Raw genomic sequence first — 23,266 nt, 5'->3', positions numbered from 1 at the left:
CACGCTGACCGTGCTCGGGGCGCTGATCTGGTTCTTCCCGCTCTACTGGGCGATCGTGACGTCACTCAAATCCGACTCTGAGGTGGTGAGCCCGGCCTCCGGGCTCTTGCCTAAAGCACCGACGATCGAGCCCTATCTCTACGTGATCGGACGCTCCAGCATCGTGCAATGGTATATCAATTCGGTCGGCACATCGACGATCATCGCCACGGTCGTGCTGGCGATCAGTGTCTGCTGCGCCTATGCCTTGAGCCAGATCCAGTTTCCCGGCCGCCGGCTGATCTACGGGGCGCTGATTGCCTCGGTGATGATCCCGGCGGAGGCGCTTATCATCAACCATTTTGTTCTGATGAACTCGTTTAAGCTGATCAATAGCTGGGGCGGCATCATCTTGCCGCAACTCGTGGTGCCATCGGTCATTATCATTCTCAAGCAGTTCTTCGATCAAATCCCGAAGGAATTTCGCGAGGCTGCGATGCTGGACAATGCCGGTCATTTGAGGACGCTGTGGAAGATCTATGTGCCGATGAATTGGGGTGTGATCGTCGCGCTTGGCATCACCACCTTCATCGCGGCATGGAATAATTTCCTTTGGCCGTTTCTCGTTGCGACTTCGGATGCCACGATCACCATTCCCGTCGGCATCACCCAGGTAAAGGACGTCTTTGGGGTTCGCTTCGCTAAGGACATGGCTGCAGCAGTATTGGCCGGTCTTCCCGTCGCCATCCTCTACCTCCTCTTTCAAAAGCAGATCACGCGCGCCATCATGCTTTCCGCCGGGATAAAGGGATAACTGACATCGCCCGCCCCGGATGGGCCCAAGATGAGGGTCGTCATCCAGCTCAATGTCATCGCGGGCGGATCAACGAGGACAACCGCAAGCCCAGATTGGGTCAGGGTTGGTAGCAACAACGAGATCGTGAGCGAGGAATGCCACAGCACGAATCGCTCGCGCAGGATTCGATATAAGGCAGCGTTGAAAATGAGCGGGGAAAGCATGCGGGCGAGAAACAGCAGTGACCGAGGTTCGGTTGCGCCTTGCCTTTGAATGATGGGGTTGCATTCCTTTGCCTCGATGACGATACCAGCGCCAAATCGCAACGGCCATAGATCGGCGAGGCTTTGCATTTGCACGATCGAGAGAACGTCGCGCTTTGAAACGGGTGAGATTGGACGCGGCTAGGTGTGGCTCACAAGATCGTTCTCACGGCGCGCCTAATCTGGCTTCGCTTCGGTGCCTCTGACTATGGGCTCCACTCAGTGCTAGCAGCCTCAACCTTGCAGAAGCGGCAGCAACTGGTTGCCCTGTCGCTTGATCTCTGCGAGGTAAGGCGTGTCTGATAGCACGAATTGTGTGATGCCAAGATCCTGGTATTTGCGCAGGGAACGAGCGACGTCTTCGGCTGAACCCACCAACCAGGTCGTGCCGGCGCCGCCGCCACCGAATTTGCCTGGAGCCGTATAGAGGTTGTCGTCGAGGACATCGCCTGACCGGTGCAGGTCGAACAAGCGCTGCTGGCCAACCGCGACGGCGCGGCGGTGGTCGCTCCACCCGGCGCCGCTGCCCTTGGCCATCTCGGCAACCTTCGCCTCCGCGTCGGCCCAGGCCTGTTCGGTGGTGTCACGCACCAGCGTGGTGATCCGGAGCCCGAATTCGAGCGGAGGCAGATCGCGGTCCAGCTTCCGGCTCAACGCCTTGAGCCCCGCGATGCGTTCCCGCACACCGTCCAACGGCTCGCCCCAAAACAGCTGAACATCCGCCTCCGTCGCTGCGACGCTTTCGGCCGCCTGGGAGGCGCCGCCAAAATAGAGCTTTGGGTGACGACGGCCCCCGTTGGTTTCGATGCGTGGCATGACCGTCGATTCCGAGACGCCAAAATGCTCGCCGTCATGATCAACGTTCTCTTCGGTCCAAAGCCTGCGGACCAGCCGCATGAACTCCTTGGTGCGGCCGTAGCGCTGTGCCTGGTCGCCCTCCTGGTCGCCGTAGGCGGCAAGATTGTCGAGGCCGGAGACGATATTGACGCGGACGCGGCCGCCGGTGAGATGGTCGAGCGTCGCGGCGGCGGAGGCGAAGTTCGCCGGCCGCCAATAGCCCGGACGGATTGCGATCAACGGCTCGAAAGTCCGCGTGCTTGCCGCGAGCGCGGTGGCGACGGTGAACGTGTCGGGTCTGCCCCATCCCGTTCCGATGAGCGCCCCTTTCCAGCCATGCTCTTCGAGTGCCCTTGCATGTTCGGTCAACGTCGCCAGGCTATTATGGTTTTCCACCGCGTCATCGCCGCGGTGACCCGGCCTGGTGTCGTTTGGTATGTACCAGAGGAATTCGCTGTCGTTGCTCATAATCTGCCTGCATCCTTGAAATCGAACAGTATGGCACGTCTGTGGCCCAGCTATCGCGCTACGAGCCGGCCGAGCGCGCTGCGTGCGGCAATCGTTCTGATCATGTGGCTCTGCGGCGCATGCGAGCGGGCGGTGATGGCGTCGCGGTGGTGGCGCTCCAGCTGAAAATCACGATTGAGGCCGGGGTTTCCTGCGAGTTCAAGCGCGAGGCTGGTGATTGCCACCGCATTGTCGATGACGACGTGGCGGACGTGCATGCCGTCCATTCCCACAACCTTGCCGGAATCGACGTCTTCGCCGAGCGAGCGCAGCAATCGGGCGTTGGTCGCCAGTCGGACTTCAATCTCGCCCAAGCCATCCTGAATACGCGGAACCGTGGATAGCGGGGCGCCGAGGCTTGCCGGTGAGTGGTGGGCGGCGAAGGCAAGCACGCGATCCCGGGCGGAAAGCGCCACGCCATGGTAGACCGCGCCGATCAACGAGAAGAAAAATGCCGTTGCATGTTCCTCGCGACGGATCGGCTCCGAGGCCGGCTGGGCTTCGATGATATCGTCCAGCGGGACCACGACGTCATCGAGAATGATATCGTCGCTGGCCGTCGCGTGCATGCCGGCGGCATTCCATGCCTTTTCAATCCGCAGGCCAGGGCTGTCGGTGGGAACGAGGAAGGACGCCAGCCGGGGCTGATCTTCGTCGGTCAGTGCCAGCAACGATACCCATTTGAGCACGGGTATGCCGGTCACGTAGCTCTTGTGGCCGGTGATGCGCCAGATGTCGCCGTTACGGCGCGCGATGGTCTCGGGTAGCGCGCCGTGCGCGGGAGAGCCGATGCGCGGCTCGGCCTGAGCGGCATTGATCAGGGCTGGGCCCGCGCGGTTGGCCGTCAGCACTCGCTCGGCAAGGTGGGCCGGCCACTTCGCGAAGCGGCGCAAGCTGTAGTGGCTGTTATAGTGCATAGCCAGGACGAGCGCCGTCGAAGGCTCGCCGCGCGCTATTTCGCTGACCACCGCTTGCGCCTCGGCAAGTCCGACGCCGTGGCCGCCATGTTCGGGCGCCGTCACCAGTCCAAGCAGGCCAGCCTCATAAAGACGTGTGAAGTTTTCGAACGGAAAATCACCTGTTGCGTCGTAATGGGCGGCGCGCTCGGCAAAATCGGCGGCGAGACGCCGCGCCTTGTCCACCGGATCGATTTTTTCCTGAAGCATGGTCTTTTGGTCTCCCGGTTCAGGCCCTGGCGCGCTGGTCGAAAGCATCGATGTGACGGCGGTCGACCCAGTCGGCGATGTCGAAATCGGCGGCGAGGAAGCCGAAATCGCGCAGGAAGTCTTTGTAGTGGCCGATCGCGTCTACCAGTTCGGGCTGCAGGCCAAGGCCAAGGTGCTTGTGGATGTCAGGGCCATTGGCGGCGAGAACCTGCTCTTCCGTCGCGCCTGCTTCGCGCGCGACGAAGCGTCTCGTCTCATCAGGATGCGCCTCGGCCCAGGCGCTCGCCTTGAAGATCGAACCCAGCAGGCGCGCAACGAGATCAGGGCGCTCGTCGGCCAGCAGTTCGTCCACCGTCAGCACGCGCGGCGAGCCGGAATTGATGCGGATCTTTGGATCGGGGTGGAAGCCGAACTCGGCTACCTCTACGGCGCCGATCAGGTTGGCGACATTGATGCCCGCCGTGCCCTTCACATAGATGGCGTCCACGTCGCCGCGGATGAGGGCCGCAACCTCCTCGCCATAGGCCTGCCGGCGCTTCAATCCGAAAAGGGACCCGCCTTCCTGGGTTGAAAGCACGGAGTCCGGAAGCGCGATGTCGACGATCTCTACGTCGTCGAGCGCCATGCCCTCAAGCGAGAGGGCGGACAGCAGCCCCTTCAATGCGGTGGCTCGCATGAAGTCGACGATACCTTCCGGTCGGCGGGCGATGCCGAAGCGGCGGCCCTTCAGGTCCTTCGTGGTCTTGATACCTGTGTCCTGCAGGGTGATGATCGCCTGGAATTCATCGGTCCAGGTGATGCCGATGAGGCGTGTCTTGCGTCCTTCGGAGCGGGCGCGGATCGGCGGGACATTGCCGCCATGGCGGAACGACCAGTCGAGCGTGTGGTTGAAGTGGCTCTGGCGGATACTGCGATCGGGTGAATCGATGATAGATTTCAGTGTCACGCCGTCCTTGCGGAAATTCTCCTCGAGATAGCCGAGCTGTGCGGCAAGGCCGACGGGCGTCGGCACGGGGCAGCGCGTGTACCAGATTTCGGAAATGGCATTGCTTGTCATGGCGTTTCTCCTAGTGGCGCAGGCCGGCTTGCTTCATGAGGGGCAGGACGTCCGAGCCGAAGAATTCGAGGTCGTCGCGGAAGTCGAAGAAGCTGAGTTGCAGGCCGTCGACGCCGGCCTCCTTCAGTTTCACGAACTGATCGACCACCTGTTCAGGTGAGCCGATGACGCGGATATTGCCGCCGATGGCGCGGTAAGGATCCTGCGGGGCACGTCCCTTCCAGGCCTGCGCATCCGAGTTTAGCGACTGGAAGCCTTGCGGCGAGCGCTGATCGGCGTGGGCAACGATACGATCGGCGAGTTCCCACGCTTCCTTTTCGGTCGGTCGGCAGATCACCATCGGATTGAGCAGGGTGCGCACGGTGCGGCCGACGCCAATTGCTGCGTCCTTGACGCGCTTTGTGTGCGCCGGCAGCGATTCCAGCGCGCTGTCGATGTCGGCCCCCGTCGGACTGGTGATGAAGACGATATCCGAATAGCGGCCGGCAAAGGCAATCCCGGCATCGGAGCCCGTGGCGTTGACAAGGATCGGGCGGCCGAAGTTCGGCTTCGGCGTCACAAAGCCGCCACCGAGTTTCCAGCTGCTTTCTCCTTCGAAAGAGAAGTTCTCGCTGTCGCTCCAGAGGCGTTGGACGACCTCAAGGAATTCGGCCGCGAGTTCATAACGCTTGTCGTGCTCGATGCGCGGCCAGCCGAACATTTCGTGCTCGACCGCCCGGTGGCCGGTGACCACGTTGATGCCCCAGCGCCCGCCGGTGATATGATCGAGCGTCGCCCCGAATTTCGCCAGGTGCAGTGGATGCCACGGGCCGTACAGCACATGCATGGTCGAGATCAGCATGATCTTCTTGGTGAGCCCTGCCAGGGCCGCCGTCGATACGAAGCTGTCCAGCGCCTGGCCGTCGAAGACGCCGCCATAGCCGCCCTTGGGCAGCCATTGGGACAGTGCGAAGACCAGATCGAAGCCGAGTTCCTCGGCCCTCAGCGTCAGGGCCTTGTTGTAGTCGAAACGCCAGTCGGTCGACCGTTCAAGCGTCGATTGCGTCCAGCCGCCAGCCTGGATCGGCAGGAAGAGGCCGAGGAGAACCGGCTGCTTGAGCGCTTGCGACAGGGGGCTTTCAGGAAAATCGGTCGGAGCGGCGAATTTTGGCAGGCCGACGATCGATCCGGGTGGATGTTGAATGGACATGGATGGGCTCCGGTTTGCTGAACGATCAGGATGCTGCGACGTAGGCAAAGGCGAGGCTGCCTGCGACGCCTTCGCCACCCACCGTGTGATCGGAGATGCGCTTGTTGTAGATCGTCAGTTCCGGCTGGCTGACGATGTCGATCGCCGGGACATCCTCGACGAGGATCTGCTGGATCTGGCGCCACTGTTCGACACGCTTTGTCGGATCGACCTCGATGGCGGCCGCCTCAAGCAGTTCGTCGACCCTGGGGTTGCTGTAGGCCGCGCCGTTCGAGAACGGAACGCCCGGCTTGAAGTTCTTGCTCCAGTAGAGCCGCTGGACCCCGACCGTCGGATCGAAGAGGTTGCTCATGCCCTCGAAGGCGAAGTCGAAGTCGCGGTCGGTGTAGATGCGCTTCGTGTACGTCGCGAAATCCTGGCTGCGAACCGTGGCGTCGATACCGACCTTGGCCAATGCCTGGCGGATATATTCCGAGCCGCGTGGATAGGTTTCTCCACTCGGCACGTAGTCGAGATTGATGCGGGCGCGGATACCATCGGCGTCGCGCGGGTAACCCGCCTCATCGAGGAGCTTCTCGGCCGCGGCGAGATCGATCGGATAGGTCTTCAGGTCTGGCACGTACCATTTGGCGAGGTTGGGATTGATCGGGCCGGGGATTGCGGCGCCGTAGCCGTAGTTGATGGTGTTGAGGATGACGTTGCGATCGATCACATGGGCGAAGGCACGGCGCACCCGCACATCCTTGAAAAAGGGTCGCTCGAGGTTGAACTCGATGCGGCTCACTCCGTTCTGGTACTGATAGCCATTGGTCTCGAAAGCGAGCCCTTCGGCGCTCTGTAAACGCTCAAGATCGCTGAGCGGTACGGGCGTGGAAGGCGCGAGGTCGATTTCGCCGGTCTCGATCGCGATCGAGCGGGCGGCGGCATCCGGAATGAAACGGATGATCAACTGGTCGAGATAGGGGCGGGGCTGGTCCCAGTATTCGGGGTTGCGCTCATAGACGAGATGGCTGCCCCGCACCCATTCCTTGAACTTGAAGGGACCGGTGCCGATCGGCGCCAGATTGGCGGGGTTCTCGGCGACCTTGGTTCCCTCATAGACGTGGCGCGGCACGATCGGCGTTTCCGAGGCGGCAAGAGCCGTGATCAGATAAGGTGCCGGCTTTGACAGTTTGAGGATGGCCGTCAGTGCGTCGGGCGTTTCGATGTCGACGAGATTGAGGAAAGTGTTGCGCCCGCGCGGATGCACTTCCTTCAGCGTCTTAATCGAGAAGGCGACGTCAGCGGAGGTGAACGGCTGGCCGTCATGCCACTTCACACCCTCGCGCAGTTTGAAGGTATAGGTCAGGCCGTCGGGGCTGACGGTCCACTCCTTGGCAAGCAGCGGTTTCGGATTGAGCTCGAAGTCGTAGGTGAGAAGCCCTTCCGTCGTCTTTGGCGAGACGTAGACCGCATTATAGGCCGTATGGGCGATCGTTGTCAGGACAGGTGGCTCCGCTGCCAGAAGGAGCGTTGCCGTGCCGCCGCGTGTCGCGGCCGCCGCAAAGGCCGGAAGCCGTGCTGTTGCGGTGACGCCGAGCGCGACCGAGGCCAGGAGAAAGCTGCGGCGTGTGGGTGCGGGAAATAGTGACATCTTGTTCAACCCTCATGATCCAGGGCCGTTTCGGCCCGCTTCAGTGCCATTTCGCAGATCGATCCCGCTTTAGAGATTTTTTGCCCCATCACTGCTGTGAAGCGGCATTAAATTCTTTCAAGTCACGATATGCGGTACGATATTTCTAAAAGTTCGCTTTATAGCGATGCTGTTGGAATTATTTACCAATATGGATTTGACAAAACCCACAGAATTAGTCAACTACTAAGCGACAAGACGAGGTGAAATCTTTTCAGATCGCGAGGTAGGGCATGTCGGCTTACAGGCGGATCGGTCGAACGATCAGCAGGACGATCATTCAGGCTGTTCCTACAATGCTTGGGATCGTCATCTTGAATTTCTTCCTGTTGAAGCTCGCTCCAGGTGACGCCGCCGATGTGATGGCGGCGGAATCGGGTTCGGCGACGGTCGAGACGATGGCTGCGCTGCGCGAGCGGTTCGGGCTTGATAATCCGATCCTGGTTCAGCTCGCCAACTATCTAAACAACCTCGCCCATTTCAGTCTTGGCTTCTCGCCGCGCTATGGCATGCCGGTTGCCGATCTGATCGGTCAGCGTTTGCCGGGCACGCTTCTTCTCATGTTGACGGCCCTGGCGATCGCGATTGCGGTCGGTCTGCTGTTGGGTTCTCTGATGGCAGCCTTTTCCGGGCGTCTGCCTGACCGGATCATCTCCGTCGTTTCGCTGCTTTTCTATTCGATCCCCGGCTTCTGGATCGGCCTGATGCTGATCCTGCTCTTCTCGGTCAAGCTCGGCTGGTTGCCGAGCGGAGGTGACAGCACAATCGGTTCGCGGCTGACGGGCTTCCCTGAACTGCTCGACAGGGTACGCTATATGATCCTGCCAGCCACCTCGCTCGCGCTCTTCTATCTCGCGATCTACGCCCGGCTGACGCGTGCCTCCATGCTTGAAGTCAAGTCGCAGGATTTCGTGCGGACCGCGCGCGCCAAGGGTGTCTCGCCCTTCGTGCTGACGACGCGGCACATCCTGCGCAATGCTCTCATCCCAATCACGACCATGGCGGGAATGCACTTCGGGGGCATGCTCGGCGGCGCGGTCGTGGTCGAGACCGTCTATAGTTGGCCGGGCCTCGGCCGCCTTGCCTTCGAGGCCGTCATGGCACGCGATTTCAGCGTGCTGCTCGGCATCCTTTTGCTTTCATCCTTCCTCGTGATCGTCGCCAACGCGGCCGTGGACCTCCTGCAGGCGTGGATCGATCCCCGAATTGGAGCAAGCCGATGAACAGTCAGAAACTTGGAACACTGGCCGGCCGGGCGATCGACTTTGCGCCGCAGGCAAAGGCAGAGGCCAGTCAACCGGCTCCGCAAACGCCCAAGCAGCCACGCTGGACGCATATCCATGCGCCCGATGTGCGCGCCTCTGTTTCGGGCACGGCCTGGCGCGGCGTGCGCCGGGAGCTGAAAGTCTTCCTCGCCAACTACAACGCACTGTTCGGGACTGGCATCCTGCTCCTGGTCGCGCTGTCGGCGTTGCTTGCGCCGCTTCTCTACCCCGGCGATCCGCTGGAGATGGTGGCGCGGCCATTCCTCTGGCCCGGACAGAATGCCGCCTATCCGCTCGGCACGGACTCCATGGGGCGCGACGTGCTGGCGGGTATCGTGCATGGGGCGCGGATATCGCTGACTGTCGGGCTTGCGGCCACCGCGCTTGGGCTGACGGCGGGGATCACCATCGGTGCCGTTGCCGGATATTTCGGCGGCCTGATTGATGATGTGCTGGTCAAGTTCATCGAGATATTCCAGACCATTCCAAGTTTCGTGTTGCTTGTCGTTCTCGTCGCGATCGCCCAGCCGACGACGGGGACGGTGACCATTGCAATCGCGATCGTCAGTTGGCCGACGGTCGCGCGGCTGACGCGAGCGGAATTCCGTGCCATTCGCGAGAAGGACTATGTGCAGGCCGCGCGCAGCCTCGGCTTCGGCCACGCCCGCATAATCTTCCGAGAGATCCTTCCCAATGCGCTGCCGCCGCTGATCGTCACGTCGTCGGTGATGGTAGCAAGCGCGATCCTGATGGAATCGGCGCTCGCCTTCATGGGGCTTGGTGATCCCAATCGTGTCTCCTGGGGCTCGATGATCGGTGCCGGCCGCGATGTCATCCGCACCGCCTGGTACCTGACGGCGCTGCCTGGTCTGGCGATCGTCTTCACCGTGCTTGCGCTCAACCTGATCGGCGATGGCCTCAACGACGCGCTCAATCCGCGCTTTTCGGAGGATCGCTGATGGGTAAGCTTCTGGAGGTTTCCGATTTCTCTGTGCGCTTTGCGTCCGCCGAGCCTGTGAAGGGCGTCAGCTTTTGCGCCAATCCGGGCGAGATGCTGGCGATCGTCGGGGAATCCGGCTCCGGCAAGTCGCTGACGGCGCTCGGGCTGATGGGCTTGCTGCCGCAGCACGCACGCGCTGGCGGACAGATCCGCTTCGATGGCCGCGACCTCGTCGGTCTACCGGAACGGGAACTGCGCCGGATCCGTGGCCGCGACATCGCCATGATCTTCCAGGAGCCGATGACATCGCTCAATCCGGTGCTGACGATCGGCGACCAGATTATCGAGGTGCTGCGCATTCATGAAAATCTCAGCCGCCGTCAGGCTCGCGAACGCGCCATCGCGCTTTTGGACCTCGTCAGCATTCCCGAGGCCCGCCGCCGCATCGATGAATATCCGCATCAGCTTTCCGGCGGCATGCGCCAGCGCGTGATGATCGCGATCGCGGTCGCCTGCAATCCGAAACTGCTGATCGCGGACGAAGCGACGACCGCGCTCGACGTGACGATCCAGGCGCAGGTGTTGCAACTGCTCGATAATCTTCGCGCGCAGCTGAACATGGCCGTCATCCTCATTACCCATGATCTCGGTATCGTCGCGCAATGGGCCGATCGCGTCGTCGTCATGTATGCAGGGCGCAAGATCGAGGAGGGGCTGCCGGGCGAGGTATTCGAGAAACCATACCACCCCTACACGAAGGGCCTCTTGTCGGCCTCGCCGCGCCTGAAGGCCGATTACCACTACCGCGACGGGCCACTCTCGGAGATCCCCGGCTCGATTGTTTCGGCGGCCGGCGAAAAGGGCTGCTCGTTCCGGCCGCGCTGTCCAGTCGCGCGGCCCGCCTGCGCTTCCACGGTGCCGCAACTCATCGCACTTCCCGCCGGTCGGCAGGTGGCGTGCCCCTATGTTACAGCCATTGCGGAGAAGGCTCATGTCGCTTCTGTCGGTTGATCGGCTTTCTACCCATTACCCCGGGGCTTCAGGCACTGTCCGCGCTGTCGATGGCGTGTCGCTTGACATCGCCGAAGGTGAGACGGTGGCACTGGTCGGTGAATCCGGCTGCGGCAAGTCCACGCTCGGCAAATCACTGGTGCGGCTTGTCGATCCGTCATCCGGGAACGTCACCTTCAAGGGCAGGGACGTCACCGCCATGGCGGGACGCGAACTGCGGTCGGTTCGCCGCAGCATCCAGATGATCTTCCAGGATCCGTTCGCCTCGCTCAATCCGAGGCAGACGATACGCGCGATCCTGACTGCACCTCTGACGGTCCATGGCATTGGCGAGCGCACGCAACGCGAAGCAATCGCCGCGCAGATGGTCGCCCATGTCGGCCTACCGGCGGATTCGCTCGATCGCTTTCCACACGAGTTCTCCGGCGGCCAGCGCCAGCGGATCGGAATCGCTCGCGCCTTGATCCTGCAGCCGGAGCTCGTCATCTGCGACGAGCCCGTCTCGGCTCTCGACCTCTCGATCCAGGCGCAAATTCTGAACCTGCTGGTCGAGATGAAGACGGAGTTGTCGCTCTCCTATCTCTTCATTTCTCATGATCTCTCGGTCGTGCGCTACTTCGCCGATCGCGTGCTCGTCATGTATCTCGGTCGCATCGTCGAGAGCGCTCCAACGAGCGAGTTGTGGACGGGCGCCAAGCACCCTTACACGCAGGCTCTGCTTGCGGCAGTGCCCGATCCGTCGCGGCGCAAGCAGGCCGCGCCGATTACCGGTGACCTGCCGAGCCCGCACAATCCACCCTCGGGCTGCCGTTTCCATACGCGCTGTCCGCTCGCCACCGATATCTGCCGGGCTGAAGACCCGGCGTTCCGCCAGTTCGGCAACGGCCACGCCGCCGCCTGCCATCACGCCCAGTAAAAAGGAGAATACAATGGTCGACTATCGCTATCTCGGGCGCAGCGCGCTCAAGGTGTCACCGCTCAGCCTCGGAACCATGATGTTCGGCGGCCCGACGCCCGACGACGTCGCGTTCCGCATCATCGACAAGGCCCGCGAGCAGGGGATCAACTTCATCGATACAGCGGATGTCTATCACGACGGCAAGTCGGAAGAGGTTGTCGGCAAGGGCATCAAGGCGCATCGTGACCATTGGGTGCTGGCGACGAAGTTCGTCAACTCTCACAAGAAGGGCCCGAACCTTGGCGGCCATTCGCGCAAGTGGGTGATCGAGACAGTGGAGAATTCGCTCCGCCGCCTCAACACCGACTATATCGACATCCTCTATTTCCACCGTGCCGTCTTCGACGCGCCGCTGGAAGAGCCGGTGCGCGCGATTGCCGACCTGATCCGCGCCGGCAAGTTGCGCTACTTCGGTGTCTCGAACTTCCGCGGCTGGCGTATTGCCGAGATCGCCCAGCTTGCTGATGAACTCGGCATCGACCGCCCGGTGGCAAGCCAGCCGCTCTATAACATCGTCAACCGTACCGCTGAAGCCGAGCAGCTGCCGGCCGCCCATCACTACGGTCTGGGCGTCGTCTCCTACTCGCCGCTTGCCCGTGGTGTCCTGACCGGCAAGTACGAGCCGGGCAAGGAACCGGCGGCCGATACCCGCGCCGGTCGCGGCGACAAGCGGATCCTCGAGACCGAATGGCGCCCTGAATCGATTGCCATCGCTTCCGAGATTGCCGCCCATGCCACCCGCAAGGGGATTTCGCCGACCGAGTTCGCGCTCGCCTGGGTGCTGAACAACAAGCTGATCTCGGCCGCGATCACCGGTCCGCGCACGGAGGAGCATTGGAACAGCTATATCCGCGCGCTCGATGTCAAGCTCGACGCCGAGGACGAGGCGCTGGTCGACCGACTGGTCACAACTGGTCACCCCTCGACCCCTGGCTTCAACGATCCGAGCCATCCAGTCGAAGGCCGCGTGCCGCACAGCGCTGAAGGTGGTGCCGACAATGTCGTGCCGCTGACGCGCGCCGTCGCCTGATCATGACAGCCTGATCACAATACAGCGGATCCGCCGTGCCGGCGGATCCACCATCACTTTCTTTCCTTGGCCGTGAAGGTTCCCACATGCCGCATACCGCTCCTTCAGCACTGTCCGCCACGACCGCACCTGCGCAGGAGGGTGGCGATCGCTCGACGCTGCTCGCGAAGATCGCAACGCTGACGGCGGAAATCTCCAAAGAGGCGGCCAAGCGCGACCTGGAGCGGGAGCTTCCCTTCGAAGCGTTCCGCCTGTTCAAGGAAGCGGGGCTTGGCGCGCTGCGCATTCCCGCCTCGCTCGGCGGCCCCGGCGGTTCGGTTGCCGATTACATCGAGATGATCATGGCTATCGGGGCGGCTGACTCGAATGTCGCGCACGCGCTGCGCAGCCATTTCAACTTCACTGAAACCCTTGTTCTTACGCCCAACACGGCGATCGACCGCACGCAGCTCGGTCGCGTTTTGTCCGGCAAGCTTTTCGGCGGCGCGCATACGGAGCAGGGCACCAAGCGCCCGGGCGAAGTAACGACGCGGCTGACGAGATCAGGCGATCACTACCGTCTCAACGGCCGCAAATGGTATGCGACAGGCACGGCCTTTTCGGACTTCGCCTCCTTTAGCGCGAGGAACGACGATGGCGAGTTCGTGAGTGTTCTGCTGCCCGTCGACCGCCCCGGCATCTCCATTCTCGACGACTGGGATGGCATGGGCCAGCGGTTGACAGCAAGCGGCGGGGTCCTGCTCGAAGACGTCGAGGTCCTGCCGCACGAGATCTCCACGCGCGGGCTCAACACGCTGGTCGGTCGCCATACCTCGACCTTGCGGCAGCTTCACCTGGCGGCCTCGATGGCGGGCGCGGTGCGCGGCACACTGGCCGAAGGGACGGATTATGTGCGCCGGCAGGCGCGCTCGGCAGCCCATAGCGCGGCCGAAACCGCCGATGCCGATCCCTTCGTGCAAAAGATCCTCGGCGAGATCGCCGCCGGCTCCTTTGCCGTGGACACCCTGATCCGCGAAAGCGCGCGAGCGCTGGACCGGACGGCCGTTGCATTTGGTGCAAGTGATGCGGACAAGCTCGACGCCGCGCTGATCGAGAGCGCGCTGACGACGGCGCGCACGCAGATCGTCGCCTCGCAGATCGCGCTTGCTGCTGCCACCAGCGTCTTCGAACTTGGCGGCGGCTCCGCGACGTCGCGTCATCTCAACCTCGACCGTCACTGGCGTAACATCCGCACGGTGCTTAACCACAACCCGCTGCTGCACAAGGCCCGGGTGGTCGGCGACTTCTACATCAACGGAACCACGACGCACCTGGAGGAAGGCAAAGTCTTCTGAGACCTGCCGCGCAGCGATCGACACGGAGAAACCATGAGCAAGCTCGATATCGTCGATTTCCATACGCATTTCCTGCCTGAAGGCTGGGAAGTCTATCGCGCGCCGGGTCGCCCCCTCGATCCACTGTGGGCGCGGATTGGCACAAAGATCTCCGATATCGATGCGCTGATCGCCGACAGCGATGCGGCCGGTATCTCGCGGCGCGTGATTGGCGTTGCACTCTCCATGGTCGCTGCGCCGGATGCGGATTTCGGCGCGGTCAGCCGGAGGCTGAACGACGATCTCGCGGCGACGGTGGCGCGCCATCCGGATCGCCTCTTCGCTTTGGCGACCGTGGACGCATTCGACGGTGAGGCGGCCGCCGCCGAGGCGAGGCGCGCCATCATCGAGCTTAATCTGTCCGGCCTGTTTCTCGACAGTGCAAAGGGCGACAGACTGATCGACGCGCCGGAGGCTCGTCCTGTGCTGAGGGTCGCTGCGGAGCTCGGCGTTCCCGTCTTCCTGCATCCCATCAACCCCGAGCCGCTTACGACGCAGCTGTCCGGCCTTGGAAGGCTCGGCACCCGCCTGAGCCGCGGCACGATCAATGCGGCCGCCGCGATCTCGCTGGTGACGTCAGGCGTCTTCGAGGAGTTGCCGGACCTTCGGGTCGTCATCACCGCGCTTGGGGTTTTAGCGCTTGCGCTGACCGGCCCCTTCGGCGAACTGCCTTCCATTTTCACGAATGCACCAGCCGGGAAGCGACGTCATCTCTATATCGACATCATGCCCTCGGAGGCGCGGTTCATTCGATTCGTGACCAGCCTCGTTGGCGCCGATCATGTGCTGACCGGCAGTGACTGGCCGATCCTGGGGCACGACCCGACGCAGGACGGACTGGCTGCAGCCTTTCAGGCGGCTGGCCTGAGCGCGCGTGAGGCAGAGCTGGTTGCCAGCCGAAATGCCCTTGAACTGCTGAAAGGTCATCGCCGTAACCGGGACCGGCTGATCGCATAAGGCGCGTCCGCCCGTTTTCATAGCCCGACAGATCAAACCCCATCGACACCGGTGGGAGAGGAGGCCCATTGCGCATCGATCGTATTCCGCATCACTCCGTTGCCATCGTGGGTGGCGGCTTTGCCGGCGCGCTGACCGGACTCAAGTTGCTCGACCGAACCGAAGTGCCGCTGGCAATCACCATCATCGAACGGCGCGAGGAGCTCGGCCGGGGTATTGCCTACAGCACGACAGAGCCTGTCCATCTCGTCAACGGACCGGCGGAGATCTTCTCCCTCTATCCCGAAGATCCAGGGCATCTTTCGCGCTGGCTTGTAGAGAACGGCCCTGCCAATGGCTGGACGCCGCCTGCCGAGGTGAGTTCAAGCAGTCCGCCGCGCTATCTCTACGGCACCTATGTCCGCGACGAACTCGCTCGTGCGGTGGCCAACGCGCGGCTCGGCTCGACGTTGCGGCATATCCGGTCGTCGGCCGCAGCACTAGTGGCCGCGCCAAACCGGATCCGTATCACGACAACCAACGGCGCCGTCGTTGAAGCCGACGAGGCGATCCTCGCCCTTGGCGTCTTCCAGCCTGGCTTGTCGGCAGCCGAATCCCAGCTTGCCGGCTATCCGCGCTTTGCGGCCAATCCATGGGACGCACGCGCGCTCGATCGCCTGGTTGACTGCAATGAGATCCTGCTGATCGGTTCCAGCCTGTCGATGGTCGATGCCATCGCCAGCATGGAGGCGAGAGGTTATCGCGGGCGCTACCGCGTGATATCGCGCCGGGGCCAGTTCGTGGAAGGTCGCAGGACCGTCGAGGCGGCGCGCGACTTTCTGGCCGACGGCCCGTTGCCGGTCACCGCGCGCGAGCTGCTGTCGCGGGTCAAGGCGGAACGACGGGCGATTTCGGCCGATGGCGCGGACTGGCAAGGGCTGCCGCTGGCGGTCCGCCCTCACATTCTCTCGCTATGGCAGGGCGCGAGCGATCGAGAACGGCTGCGATTCACCAGGCATCTCAGAACGTTCTGGGACGTGACGGCACACCGCTCGGCGCCAGAAAGCCACCGGATCGTCGAGAGCGTCATTTCGGAAGGGCGGCTGGAGCACGGCCGGGCCCGTATCCTCGGCTTCGCCGTCGAAGGCAGCGGTATCGCCGCCAGGCTGAAGGCGAGGACGAGCGTCGAGACAGCGTCGTTCGACGGGGTGATCGATTGTCGTGGCCATCAGTTGCATGATTGGCGCCGGATCTCCGATCCGTTCGTGAAGAGCCTGCTCGCAAGCGGTGAGGTTCGTCCTCACAGCACCGGCTACGGCATCGATGCGACGCCGGCGGGCGATCTCCTCAATGAGGAAGGCCTTGTTCACCGCAATCTGAGCGCCATCGGGCATCCCCTGCGGGGCGTTGCTTGGGAATCGAGCTCGATCACCGAGCAGCGCGCTCAGGCGATCTCCCTTGCCGATCGCATCCTCGCGAAATTCACGCCGATCCGCGTCGCCTGATCTTATTTCTGAAAGCAGAAAGGGGCGCCTCGAGACGCCCCTTTCCTGTGCAGGGCTGGCCGCCGCACCTCAGCCTTCGCCGTCCTTGATGTAGACGTCCGCGAAGTTGGACTGTACGCCCTCGGCCCCGATAGTGTGATTCTTGACCCGTTTGTTGAAGACGGTGACGTTTTCCAGGGCAATCAGATTCACGACCGGCACTTCATCGGCAATGATCTTCTGGAAGGCAGAGAATTGCTGCTTGCGTTTCACATCATCGATCTCGACGGATGCGGCTTCGAGCAGCTTGTCCACTTCCGGGTTGGCATAGTGGCTGGCGTTCGAAAAGGGCAGGCCGAGCTTGAAATTCTTCGACCAGTAGATGCGCTGCACGCCGAGCGTCGGATCGAACTGGTTGCCGAGATATTCCGCCGTCACGTCGAAGGCGCGGTCGGTATAGACCTTCTTGATGTAGGTGGAAAAATCATAGGAATCGATCGTGGCGTTGATGCCGATGCGCGTCAGGTTCTGCTTCAGATATTCGGCGACCCGCTTGAACCCGTCATTGTAGGAATTATGGGTCAGCCGCAGGTTGAAGCGTACACCGTCTGCGGCGCGCTTGTAGCCAGCCTCGTCGAGCAGCTGCTCAGCGGCCTTCAGATCATAGGCATAAGGCTTGATCGAGGGATCGAGATAGCGCGGCAGGAAGGTGCTGATCGGGCTCGGCGAAACGTGGCCGTAGCCGTACCAGACGGTGTTCAGGATGACGTCGAGGTCGATCGCGTGGGCGATTGCGCGGCGAACGCGGACGTCCTTCAGATACTCGTTGTCGAGATTGAAGATCAGCTGCGTCTGGTCGCCCTTGGTCTCGTAACCACGTGAATCGATGCCGATGTTCGGTAGTGCCTTTACGCGTTCAAGATCGCTCAACGGGATTGGATTGTCACCGCCGATATCAAATTCACCGGTTTCGAAGCCGGCTGCGCGGGCTGCGCCATCAGGCACGAAACGAACGACAACCTGGTCGAGATAGGGCTTGCCGGCGTCCCAGTACTCCGGGTTGCGCTCCAGGATGATGTGCGATCCGCGCACCCACTCCTTGAAGACGAACGGCCCCGTGCCGATCGGTGCGCCGCCATTCGGATTGGTCGGCACGTCGGCAATCTTCACGCCGTCATAGACGTGCTTGGGGACGATCGGAGATTCTGCAGCGTAGAGCGCACTGAGGAGATAAGGTGCCGGCTTGGAAAGCCGGATCACGGCGGTCAGCGGGTCCGGCGTTTCGACCTTGATGACGTTGGCGAACGTGCCGCGCCCACGCGGGTGGACCTGTTTGAGAAGCTCGATGGAGTAAGCAACATCATCCGATGTGAAGGGCTTGCCATCATGCCACTTCACGTTCGGGCGAAGCTTGAAAGTATAGCTAAGTCCGTCGTCGCTGATCGACCATTCAGTGGCAAGCTGCGGCTTCGGCGTCAGGTCGAAGTTGTAGGTTAAGAGACCTTCGGTGATCTTCGGGCTGACCTTCTGGGTGCCGCCCGCTGTGTGGGCGAGCGCCAGGATCGTCGGCGGCTCCGGCTCGACAATGAAGTTCAAGGTCCCACCCTTTGTCGGCGCCGCAGTCTCGGCGAAAGCGGTGAAAGGGACCAGCGCTGTGAGGCCCGTCGCGGCGAGAAGCTTGTTGAGTTGGCGTCTGCTGATGTCCATGAATACCCCCTGAATTGCAATGGGACGCCTCCATCGAAGCGTGTCCCCGCAATCATCGGGCAGCGTGGTGCAAAACCGGAAGAATGTTTTTCTCCGCGTCTGGCAAAGGAAATCTTCGCGTCGGACACAGGGCTGATTTCATTAATCTACCAAAAATATAGACAATTTTTGAAAATGAGTTTTTGCATCCATGATCCACGCCTCCGGCGCAAGAAAATGTTCCGCGCGCGGGATTGGACGCAATACGCGTTCTCGTCTTCAGGTGCGGGTTTGTGGTGCTATCGCCCTATGAGCACCTTTGCCGACACGCGTAGAAAAGCAATCCAGCCCACACTTGCGCGGCTGCCACCGCTGACATCGCTGCGAGCCTTCGTCGCGACGGCGCGGCATTTGAATTTCGTGCGCGCCGCCGAGGAGTTGCACGTCACCTCGGCGGCTGTTGGCCAGCAGATTCGGCTTCTTGAGGATTACCTCGGTCAGCCGTTGTTCGACCGTGTCCGTGGCCAGCTGCATCTGACCCCGGCGGGGCTGGGGTTGGTGCCGGGCCTGACGGGCGCCTTCGACGCTGTTCTCGCCGCGGTGGCCCAGTTCGTTCAGAGCGATCATGAACAGCCGATCCGCATCTCGGTGGCTCCATCCTTTGCCAGCAAATGGCTGATACCCCGTCTCGATGCACTTCGACGTGCGGCCCCCGGCCTGGAGGTTCTGGTCGATGCGTCGACGCAGTTGACCAACCTCGATGCGGGCGATGCCGATTGCGTGATCCGCTACGGCAGCGGGCAATATCCCGGGCTTGTCGTCGATCATCTCTTCTCCGAAGCCGTGCTGCCAGTCTGCAGTCCGGAGTTCGCCGACGCCCAAGGGCTATGGGGCAATCCGCGCGCTATCGAACATGTGCCGCTGTTGCATGAAGAGGGAGCTGAGCACGATCAGTCCTTTCCTGATTGGGCCGGGTGGCTGCGCGCCGCCGGACTTTCCTATTATCCGTCCCAAGGCGGGTTCCGGCTCAACCAGTCCTCTCTCGTCCTTGATGCCGCTGCCGCCGGACAGGGATTGGGACTTGGCAAAATCAGGTTGGCGGAAGCCGAGATCCGCTCAGGGCGCCTAGTCAGCCCTTTCGGCGTCCCGCAACCGGTCAGTTCATCCTATTTCTTCGCCACCACTGCGCATGCGGCGCGGCAGATGCGTGTCGATCTGTTTCGCGAATGGCTGCTCGCCGAAGCGCGCGCCCTGCAGACGATGGAAGAGATCATCATGCGGCGCACCCGGCCGGCCGCCGACATGATGGCGGCCGAGTGAACTCTTCCTGGAAATCGGGCTGCGCTATTTGAGATGAAACCCCAGCCTGCGTACGACGGCTGCAAGCACGTGCCGACCCTTCAACGCCTCGGGGGTGCCGATGCGGTGGCGAACCTGATCGGTCCAGTCGACCGATGGCATGGCCTGCTCCGCCTGGAAGTTTTTCAACGCCTTGTTGTAGCTGACAAGATCCCGCGTGCGTGCGTCGCCAGCATATTGCTCGCGGTGTAGAACCGTCGACTGCGGCAAACGCGGTTTCACGCCGGCAGGCTGTGCCGGGTCGGGAAAGCCGACCGTCAGGCCGAAAACCGGGAAGACGCCTTCCGGCAAAGCCAGTTCTCGCGCCACCGTCTCCGGATCGTTGCGGATCGCGCCGATGTAGCAGGTTCCCAGTCCCAGCGATTCAAGAGCGACCACGGCGTTCTGCGCGGCGAGTGCCGCATCGATCACGCCAAGCAGAAAGCTCTCGGTGTAGTCGAGGCCTTCTCCCGCCGAGCCGCCTTGCGCGGCGATCGCACGCGGCCGGGCAAGATCCGCGAGCCAGACGAGCAGGAGAGGTGCCTCGGCGATCTGGCGCTGGCTGCCGGCAACGGCATTCAGCCGGCTGCGACGATCGGGGTCCTCAACGGCGACGACACTCCATGCCTGCAGGTTGGAGGAGCTGGCAGCCGATTGCGCGGCGGCGACCGCAAGTTCGACATTGGTGTGTGGAACAGGATCAGGCAAGTAGCTGCGCACGCTGCGGTGAGAAAGCAGCGTTTCGATCGTTTCGTTCCATTCGCTGCCGAGGCCCTTCACCTGGCGGTAGCGCTGGGCGGCGAGGGCCGCCAGCCGATCGGCGCCGGTTGGTTTTGCAGCAAGGGATGGCGTCACAAGATGTCCTTTCCGCGTCGTCATTCCGCCGCGTTGGCGTATGGATTGTGGGGTCGCGACAGGCCGAGGTGGTCGCGCAGGGTGAGGCCGGTATATTCTCGCCTGAAGAGACCGCGCCTGCGCAGGATAGGGACAACTTCGTCGACAAAGACCTCGAGACCATGTGGCAGCACATCTGGCATCAGATTAAACCCATCGGCCGCGCCAGCGCTGAACCAGGTCTCGATATCATCGGCAATGGCCGCAGGCGTGCCGACAATAGTGCGATGGCCTGTCCCGCCATTGAGCGCCCGGATCAGGCCGTGAACGGTCAATCCCTGCCGCCGCGCCAACGCCAGCGTGGCGCGGAAGAACGTATGCCCGCCGTCTGCCGGCAGCGGTATGTCGTCCGGCAGCGGCTTGTCGAGTTCGAGCCTCCTCTGGTCGACCTGCAACACGCCGGCCAGCCGGGCGAGGCTGTATTCCAGCGGAATGAGCTCCCGTAGTTCTTCCTGTCTCTGCCTGGCTTCCGCCTCCGTATTGCCGATGATGGTGGCGAGGCCCGCGAGCACAAGGATGCTGTTTTCCGGGCGCCCGAAACGGGCAGCGCGACGACGCAAATCCCTGGCGTAATCCAGGGCCTCCTCGAGGGATTGCGAAGCGGAGAAGACAGCTTCGGCATGTTCGGCGGCGAGTTCGCGTCCATCGTCCGATCCGCCTGCCTGCACGAGGACAGGGTGGCCCTGGGGTGGACGCGGGATATTGTGTGGTCCATGCACCGAAAAATGCTTGCCGCTGTGGGCGATCGGGTGGACGCGGCCGGGATCGACGAAGCGGCCTGTCGTGACGTCGCCCACAAAGGCCTCTTCCTCCCAGCTGTCCCAGAGCGCCTTGACCACGGTTGCGAATTCGCCCGCGCGTTCATAGCGGATTCCATGCGCCACAGGCCCTTCGAGGCCGAAGTTTCTGCTTTGCGCCAGGTCCGCACTGGTGACGATGTTCCAGCCTGCGCGCCCGCCGCTGGCATGATCGAGCGTGGCGAAGCGCCGGGCGATGTTGTAGGGCTCGTTGTAGGTGGTAGAGGCGGTGCCGATCAGCCCGATGCGATCGGTGTTGGCCGCGACCAAGGCGAGAACAATGGTCGGCTCCAGTGAGGTCAGCGGCCGGAAGTCGATGCGGTCCGATATGGCTGCCTGATCGGCAAGGAAGACGGCGTCGAAGGCGCCCCGTTCGGCTATCTTCGCCACCTTGATGTAGTGGTTGATGTCAAACGAGGCGCGAGGATCGCTGCCTTCCATCCGCCAGGCGGCGGGGGAAAACCCGGAGTGGAGGATATTGATGTTGAGATGCAGCTGCCGTCTGCTCATTGGAAAACCCCCGGCTCGGGATAGTCACCGGTCAGAAACCACGAGCCGACATTGCGTGTCTTGTACTCGGCCGGATTATGGAGCGTATGGATACGCACGTTGCGCCAGAAACGATCGAAACCGTGAGAGCGTATCGCGGAGCGGGCTCCCATCACCTCGAATATTTCGCTGGTGACCTCGAGCGCGACCTTGCCCGCCAGAACATTGGCCGAGGCAACCGCGATCGCCGTGGCGCCACGCTCCTCTGCCGTCAGCCCAGGGCCTTTGGTGTAGGCGGCGTCGATGGCGGTGGCGGCCCGGTCCGCGAGCGCGGTGGCGGCCTGCACCTTTGTCCAGAGTTCGCCATATTGCCGCTTGATCCACGGATCGTCGGCATGGCGCTCGACGCCTGAGTAGATCCATGGACGGGACTTCGTCACGGTATAGTCGCGTGCGGCAATGAGGGCACCCTGGGCGCTGCCGATGAAGACGTTGAGAAGAACGCTCTGCTGTTGCTGGGGCGTCAGGAGCGCAGCCGGATCCCTGGGGCGTTCCGACAGGATTTCGTCATCCGTAGTCGCAACATCCTTGTAGAAGACGCGGCCGCTGCCGGTCTGTCGCTGACCGATACCGTCCCAGTCGTCGGCAATCGTGATGCCGGGCCGGTTCGCGGGGATATAGGCAAAGCTGCGCGCGTTCGTTTCTTCATCCTCCCATGCGACCATCAGGTAGTCGGCGACATGCGAGCCGGAGGCGAATGGCCGGTAACCGTTCAACAGAACGCCGCCTTCGACCTTCCTGCCAAACAGGCTCTTGGAAAAGCTGTTCGTGGTGTTGCCCCAGAACCATCGGCCCTCGGCCGATTGCCGCAGGATCGCGGCTGATCGTGCGTCGCTGGCGCCCGTCAGCGCATTCTGGATCGGGCTGAAGTGATAGCCGAAAAGATGACCGAGCGAGCCGTCGACCTTGGCGAATTCGCGCACGATGCGCAGCGCGGTGGAGTAGGGCTGTCCTTCGCCGCCGAATTCTTTGGGAATGAGCAGATTGACCAGACCGCTTTCCTTGAGGAGCCGGACCTGCTCGGTGGGACGTCCGCCCTGTTGATCCCGCTCGACAGCATCGGTCGCGAAGATGTCGCGAAGTTCGGCGGCCTTGGCAAGATAGGGATCGGCTCGATCCGGCTCGAAGAGCAGGTGAGGGGATGCGGCTGGTTCGAAAGTTGCGGGTTTTACTGTCATCGTCGTTCCTTCGTCAGCCGTGCAGTCGCGGGAAGCCATGTCGCTCGGCAAGCAGCTCGAGAATGCGGCTGGTCTTGGAGACGAAGCGCTTGCCTCTCCAGTCCGCGGCGTCGGGCGGCGCGTTGGAAGCGAGCACCAGCACCGGCAAGGACTGGTTCTCCTCGCCCACTGCCTCGATCACACGGGTGCGCGGGCGAGGGAAGGGAACGCGCCGAACGTCGATCCGGCTTGCAAGCTCAGGGAAGCTCGCAAGCAACCCCTCGATCGCGTTGCAATGGGGGCAGACGAAGGTCTGGCCGGGGTGCTTCGGGTCCGAAAAGCCGGGGGCGATGAGAAAGAGCGTGTCGAGGCTCATGTCGGT

The 23,266-nt window shown here is 62.5% G+C and carries 21 protein-coding genes; 10 read left to right on the top strand and 11 right to left on the bottom strand.

From position 1 onward, the window contains the following. Positions 1 to 10 precede the first annotated feature (10 nt). Complete coding sequence (locus tag ASC97_RS07875; RefSeq protein ID WP_082529903.1) at positions 11 to 793, top strand: carbohydrate ABC transporter permease; 783 nt, start codon at positions 11 to 13, stop codon at positions 791 to 793. Here the strand turns inward: ASC97_RS07875 and ASC97_RS32610 are convergent. The 6 genes from ASC97_RS32610 to ASC97_RS07845 all read right to left on the bottom strand — a co-directional run bounded on the left by ASC97_RS32610 (position 742) and on the right by ASC97_RS07845 (position 7,427). Further along, on the bottom strand, positions 742 to 1,128 hold the full coding sequence (locus ASC97_RS32610) for a hypothetical protein (RefSeq protein WP_057467796.1): 387 nt from the start codon (positions 1,126 to 1,128) through the stop codon (positions 742 to 744). The genes ASC97_RS07875 and ASC97_RS32610 overlap by 52 nt on opposite strands. A gap of 144 nt (positions 1,129 to 1,272) precedes the next feature. Continuing rightward, positions 1,273 to 2,343 (bottom strand): LLM class flavin-dependent oxidoreductase, encoded by a 1,071-nt coding sequence (locus ASC97_RS07865; RefSeq protein WP_057467795.1) that lies wholly within the window; start codon positions 2,341 to 2,343, stop codon positions 1,273 to 1,275. A 50-nt stretch (positions 2,344 to 2,393) separates the two neighbouring features. Continuing rightward, on the bottom strand, positions 2,394 to 3,548 hold the full coding sequence (locus tag ASC97_RS07860) for an acyl-CoA dehydrogenase family protein (protein ID WP_057467794.1): 1,155 nt from the start codon (positions 3,546 to 3,548) through the stop codon (positions 2,394 to 2,396). A gap of 19 nt (positions 3,549 to 3,567) precedes the next feature. Continuing rightward, on the bottom strand, positions 3,568 to 4,605 hold the full coding sequence (locus tag ASC97_RS07855; protein ID WP_057467793.1) for an ABC transporter substrate-binding protein: 1,038 nt from the start codon (positions 4,603 to 4,605) through the stop codon (positions 3,568 to 3,570). A 10-nt stretch (positions 4,606 to 4,615) separates the two neighbouring features. Then, the gene (locus ASC97_RS07850) at positions 4,616 to 5,794 is read right to left on the bottom strand and encodes an LLM class flavin-dependent oxidoreductase (protein ID WP_057467792.1); all 1,179 of its coding nucleotides are present in this window, start codon (positions 5,792 to 5,794) and stop codon (positions 4,616 to 4,618) included. A gap of 25 nt (positions 5,795 to 5,819) precedes the next feature. Beyond that, positions 5,820 to 7,427, bottom strand: coding sequence for an ABC transporter substrate-binding protein (locus tag ASC97_RS07845; protein WP_057467818.1), 1,608 nt, complete (start codon positions 7,425 to 7,427; stop codon positions 5,820 to 5,822). Between the two features lie 272 nt (positions 7,428 to 7,699). Here ASC97_RS07845 and ASC97_RS07840 point away from each other — a divergent pair, with 272 nt between their 5' ends. From ASC97_RS07840 to ASC97_RS07805, 8 genes are all read left to right on the top strand, one after another. Then, on the top strand, positions 7,700 to 8,689 hold the full coding sequence (locus ASC97_RS07840; RefSeq protein ID WP_057467791.1) for an ABC transporter permease: 990 nt from the start codon (positions 7,700 to 7,702) through the stop codon (positions 8,687 to 8,689). Further along, positions 8,686 to 9,690, top strand: a complete 1,005-nt coding sequence (locus tag ASC97_RS07835; protein ID WP_057467790.1) for an ABC transporter permease — start codon at positions 8,686 to 8,688, stop codon at positions 9,688 to 9,690. Before ASC97_RS07840 ends, ASC97_RS07835 begins: the two co-directional genes overlap by 4 nt. Further along, a complete protein-coding gene (locus ASC97_RS07830; RefSeq protein ID WP_057467789.1) occupies positions 9,690 to 10,682 on the top strand; it encodes an ABC transporter ATP-binding protein in 993 nt (330 codons plus the stop codon). Before ASC97_RS07835 ends, ASC97_RS07830 begins: the two co-directional genes overlap by 1 nt. Then, complete coding sequence (locus tag ASC97_RS07825; protein WP_057467788.1) at positions 10,663 to 11,598, top strand: ABC transporter ATP-binding protein; 936 nt, start codon at positions 10,663 to 10,665, stop codon at positions 11,596 to 11,598. Before ASC97_RS07830 ends, ASC97_RS07825 begins: the two co-directional genes overlap by 20 nt. Positions 11,599 to 11,611: 13 nt before the next feature. Beyond that, entirely contained in the window at positions 11,612 to 12,670 is a 1,059-nt protein-coding gene (locus ASC97_RS07820; protein ID WP_057467787.1) for an aldo/keto reductase, read from the top strand. An 86-nt stretch (positions 12,671 to 12,756) separates the two neighbouring features. Next, positions 12,757 to 14,004 carry an acyl-CoA dehydrogenase family protein gene (locus tag ASC97_RS07815; RefSeq protein ID WP_057467786.1) on the top strand — a complete coding sequence of 416 codons (1,248 nt, stop codon included), beginning with the start codon at positions 12,757 to 12,759 and terminating at the stop codon, positions 14,002 to 14,004. 33 nt (positions 14,005 to 14,037) lie between these two features. Next, a complete protein-coding gene (locus ASC97_RS07810) occupies positions 14,038 to 15,000 on the top strand; it encodes an amidohydrolase family protein (protein ID WP_057467785.1) in 963 nt (320 codons plus the stop codon). Positions 15,001 to 15,068: 68 nt separating this feature from the next. Next, positions 15,069 to 16,484 carry an FAD/NAD(P)-binding protein gene (locus ASC97_RS07805; protein WP_057467784.1) on the top strand — a complete coding sequence of 472 codons (1,416 nt, stop codon included), beginning with the start codon at positions 15,069 to 15,071 and terminating at the stop codon, positions 16,482 to 16,484. Positions 16,485 to 16,553: 69 nt separating this feature from the next. On the opposite strand, the gene ASC97_RS07800 is transcribed toward ASC97_RS07805, so the two are convergent. After that, positions 16,554 to 18,170 (bottom strand): ABC transporter substrate-binding protein, encoded by a 1,617-nt coding sequence (locus tag ASC97_RS07800; RefSeq protein ID WP_057467783.1) that lies wholly within the window; start codon positions 18,168 to 18,170, stop codon positions 16,554 to 16,556. Between the two features lie 288 nt (positions 18,171 to 18,458). Here ASC97_RS07800 and ASC97_RS07795 point away from each other — a divergent pair, with 288 nt between their 5' ends. After that, positions 18,459 to 19,469: a LysR substrate-binding domain-containing protein gene (locus ASC97_RS07795; RefSeq protein ID WP_057467782.1), complete on the top strand. Its 1,011-nt coding sequence runs from the start codon at positions 18,459 to 18,461 to the stop codon at positions 19,467 to 19,469. A 24-nt stretch (positions 19,470 to 19,493) separates the two neighbouring features. Here the strand turns inward: ASC97_RS07795 and ASC97_RS07790 are convergent, their stop codons facing one another. Genes ASC97_RS07790 through ASC97_RS07775 form a run of 4 tightly spaced genes read right to left on the bottom strand, consistent with a single transcriptional unit; the run spans position 19,494 to position 23,260 of the window. After that, positions 19,494 to 20,342, bottom strand: a complete 849-nt coding sequence (locus ASC97_RS07790) for an NADPH-dependent oxidoreductase (protein ID WP_244481406.1) — start codon at positions 20,340 to 20,342, stop codon at positions 19,494 to 19,496. Positions 20,343 to 20,362: 20 nt separating this feature from the next. Next, positions 20,363 to 21,688, bottom strand: a complete 1,326-nt coding sequence (locus tag ASC97_RS07785) for an LLM class flavin-dependent oxidoreductase (RefSeq protein ID WP_057467780.1) — start codon at positions 21,686 to 21,688, stop codon at positions 20,363 to 20,365. Then, positions 21,685 to 22,905: an acyl-CoA dehydrogenase family protein gene (locus tag ASC97_RS07780; RefSeq protein WP_057467817.1), complete on the bottom strand. Its 1,221-nt coding sequence runs from the start codon at positions 22,903 to 22,905 to the stop codon at positions 21,685 to 21,687. Before ASC97_RS07780 ends, ASC97_RS07785 begins: the two co-directional genes overlap by 4 nt. A gap of 13 nt (positions 22,906 to 22,918) precedes the next feature. After that, complete coding sequence (locus ASC97_RS07775) at positions 22,919 to 23,260, bottom strand: DUF3088 domain-containing protein (RefSeq protein WP_057467779.1); 342 nt, start codon at positions 23,258 to 23,260, stop codon at positions 22,919 to 22,921. Positions 23,261 to 23,266 lie beyond the last annotated feature (6 nt).

The sequence above is a fragment of the Rhizobium sp. Root1203 genome (genome assembly GCF_001424945.1).
Lineage (GTDB): Bacteria > Pseudomonadota > Alphaproteobacteria > Rhizobiales > Rhizobiaceae > Rhizobium.
Note: the sequence above shows the minus strand (reverse complement) of the source record. Positions and strands in the feature narration are given on the sequence as shown.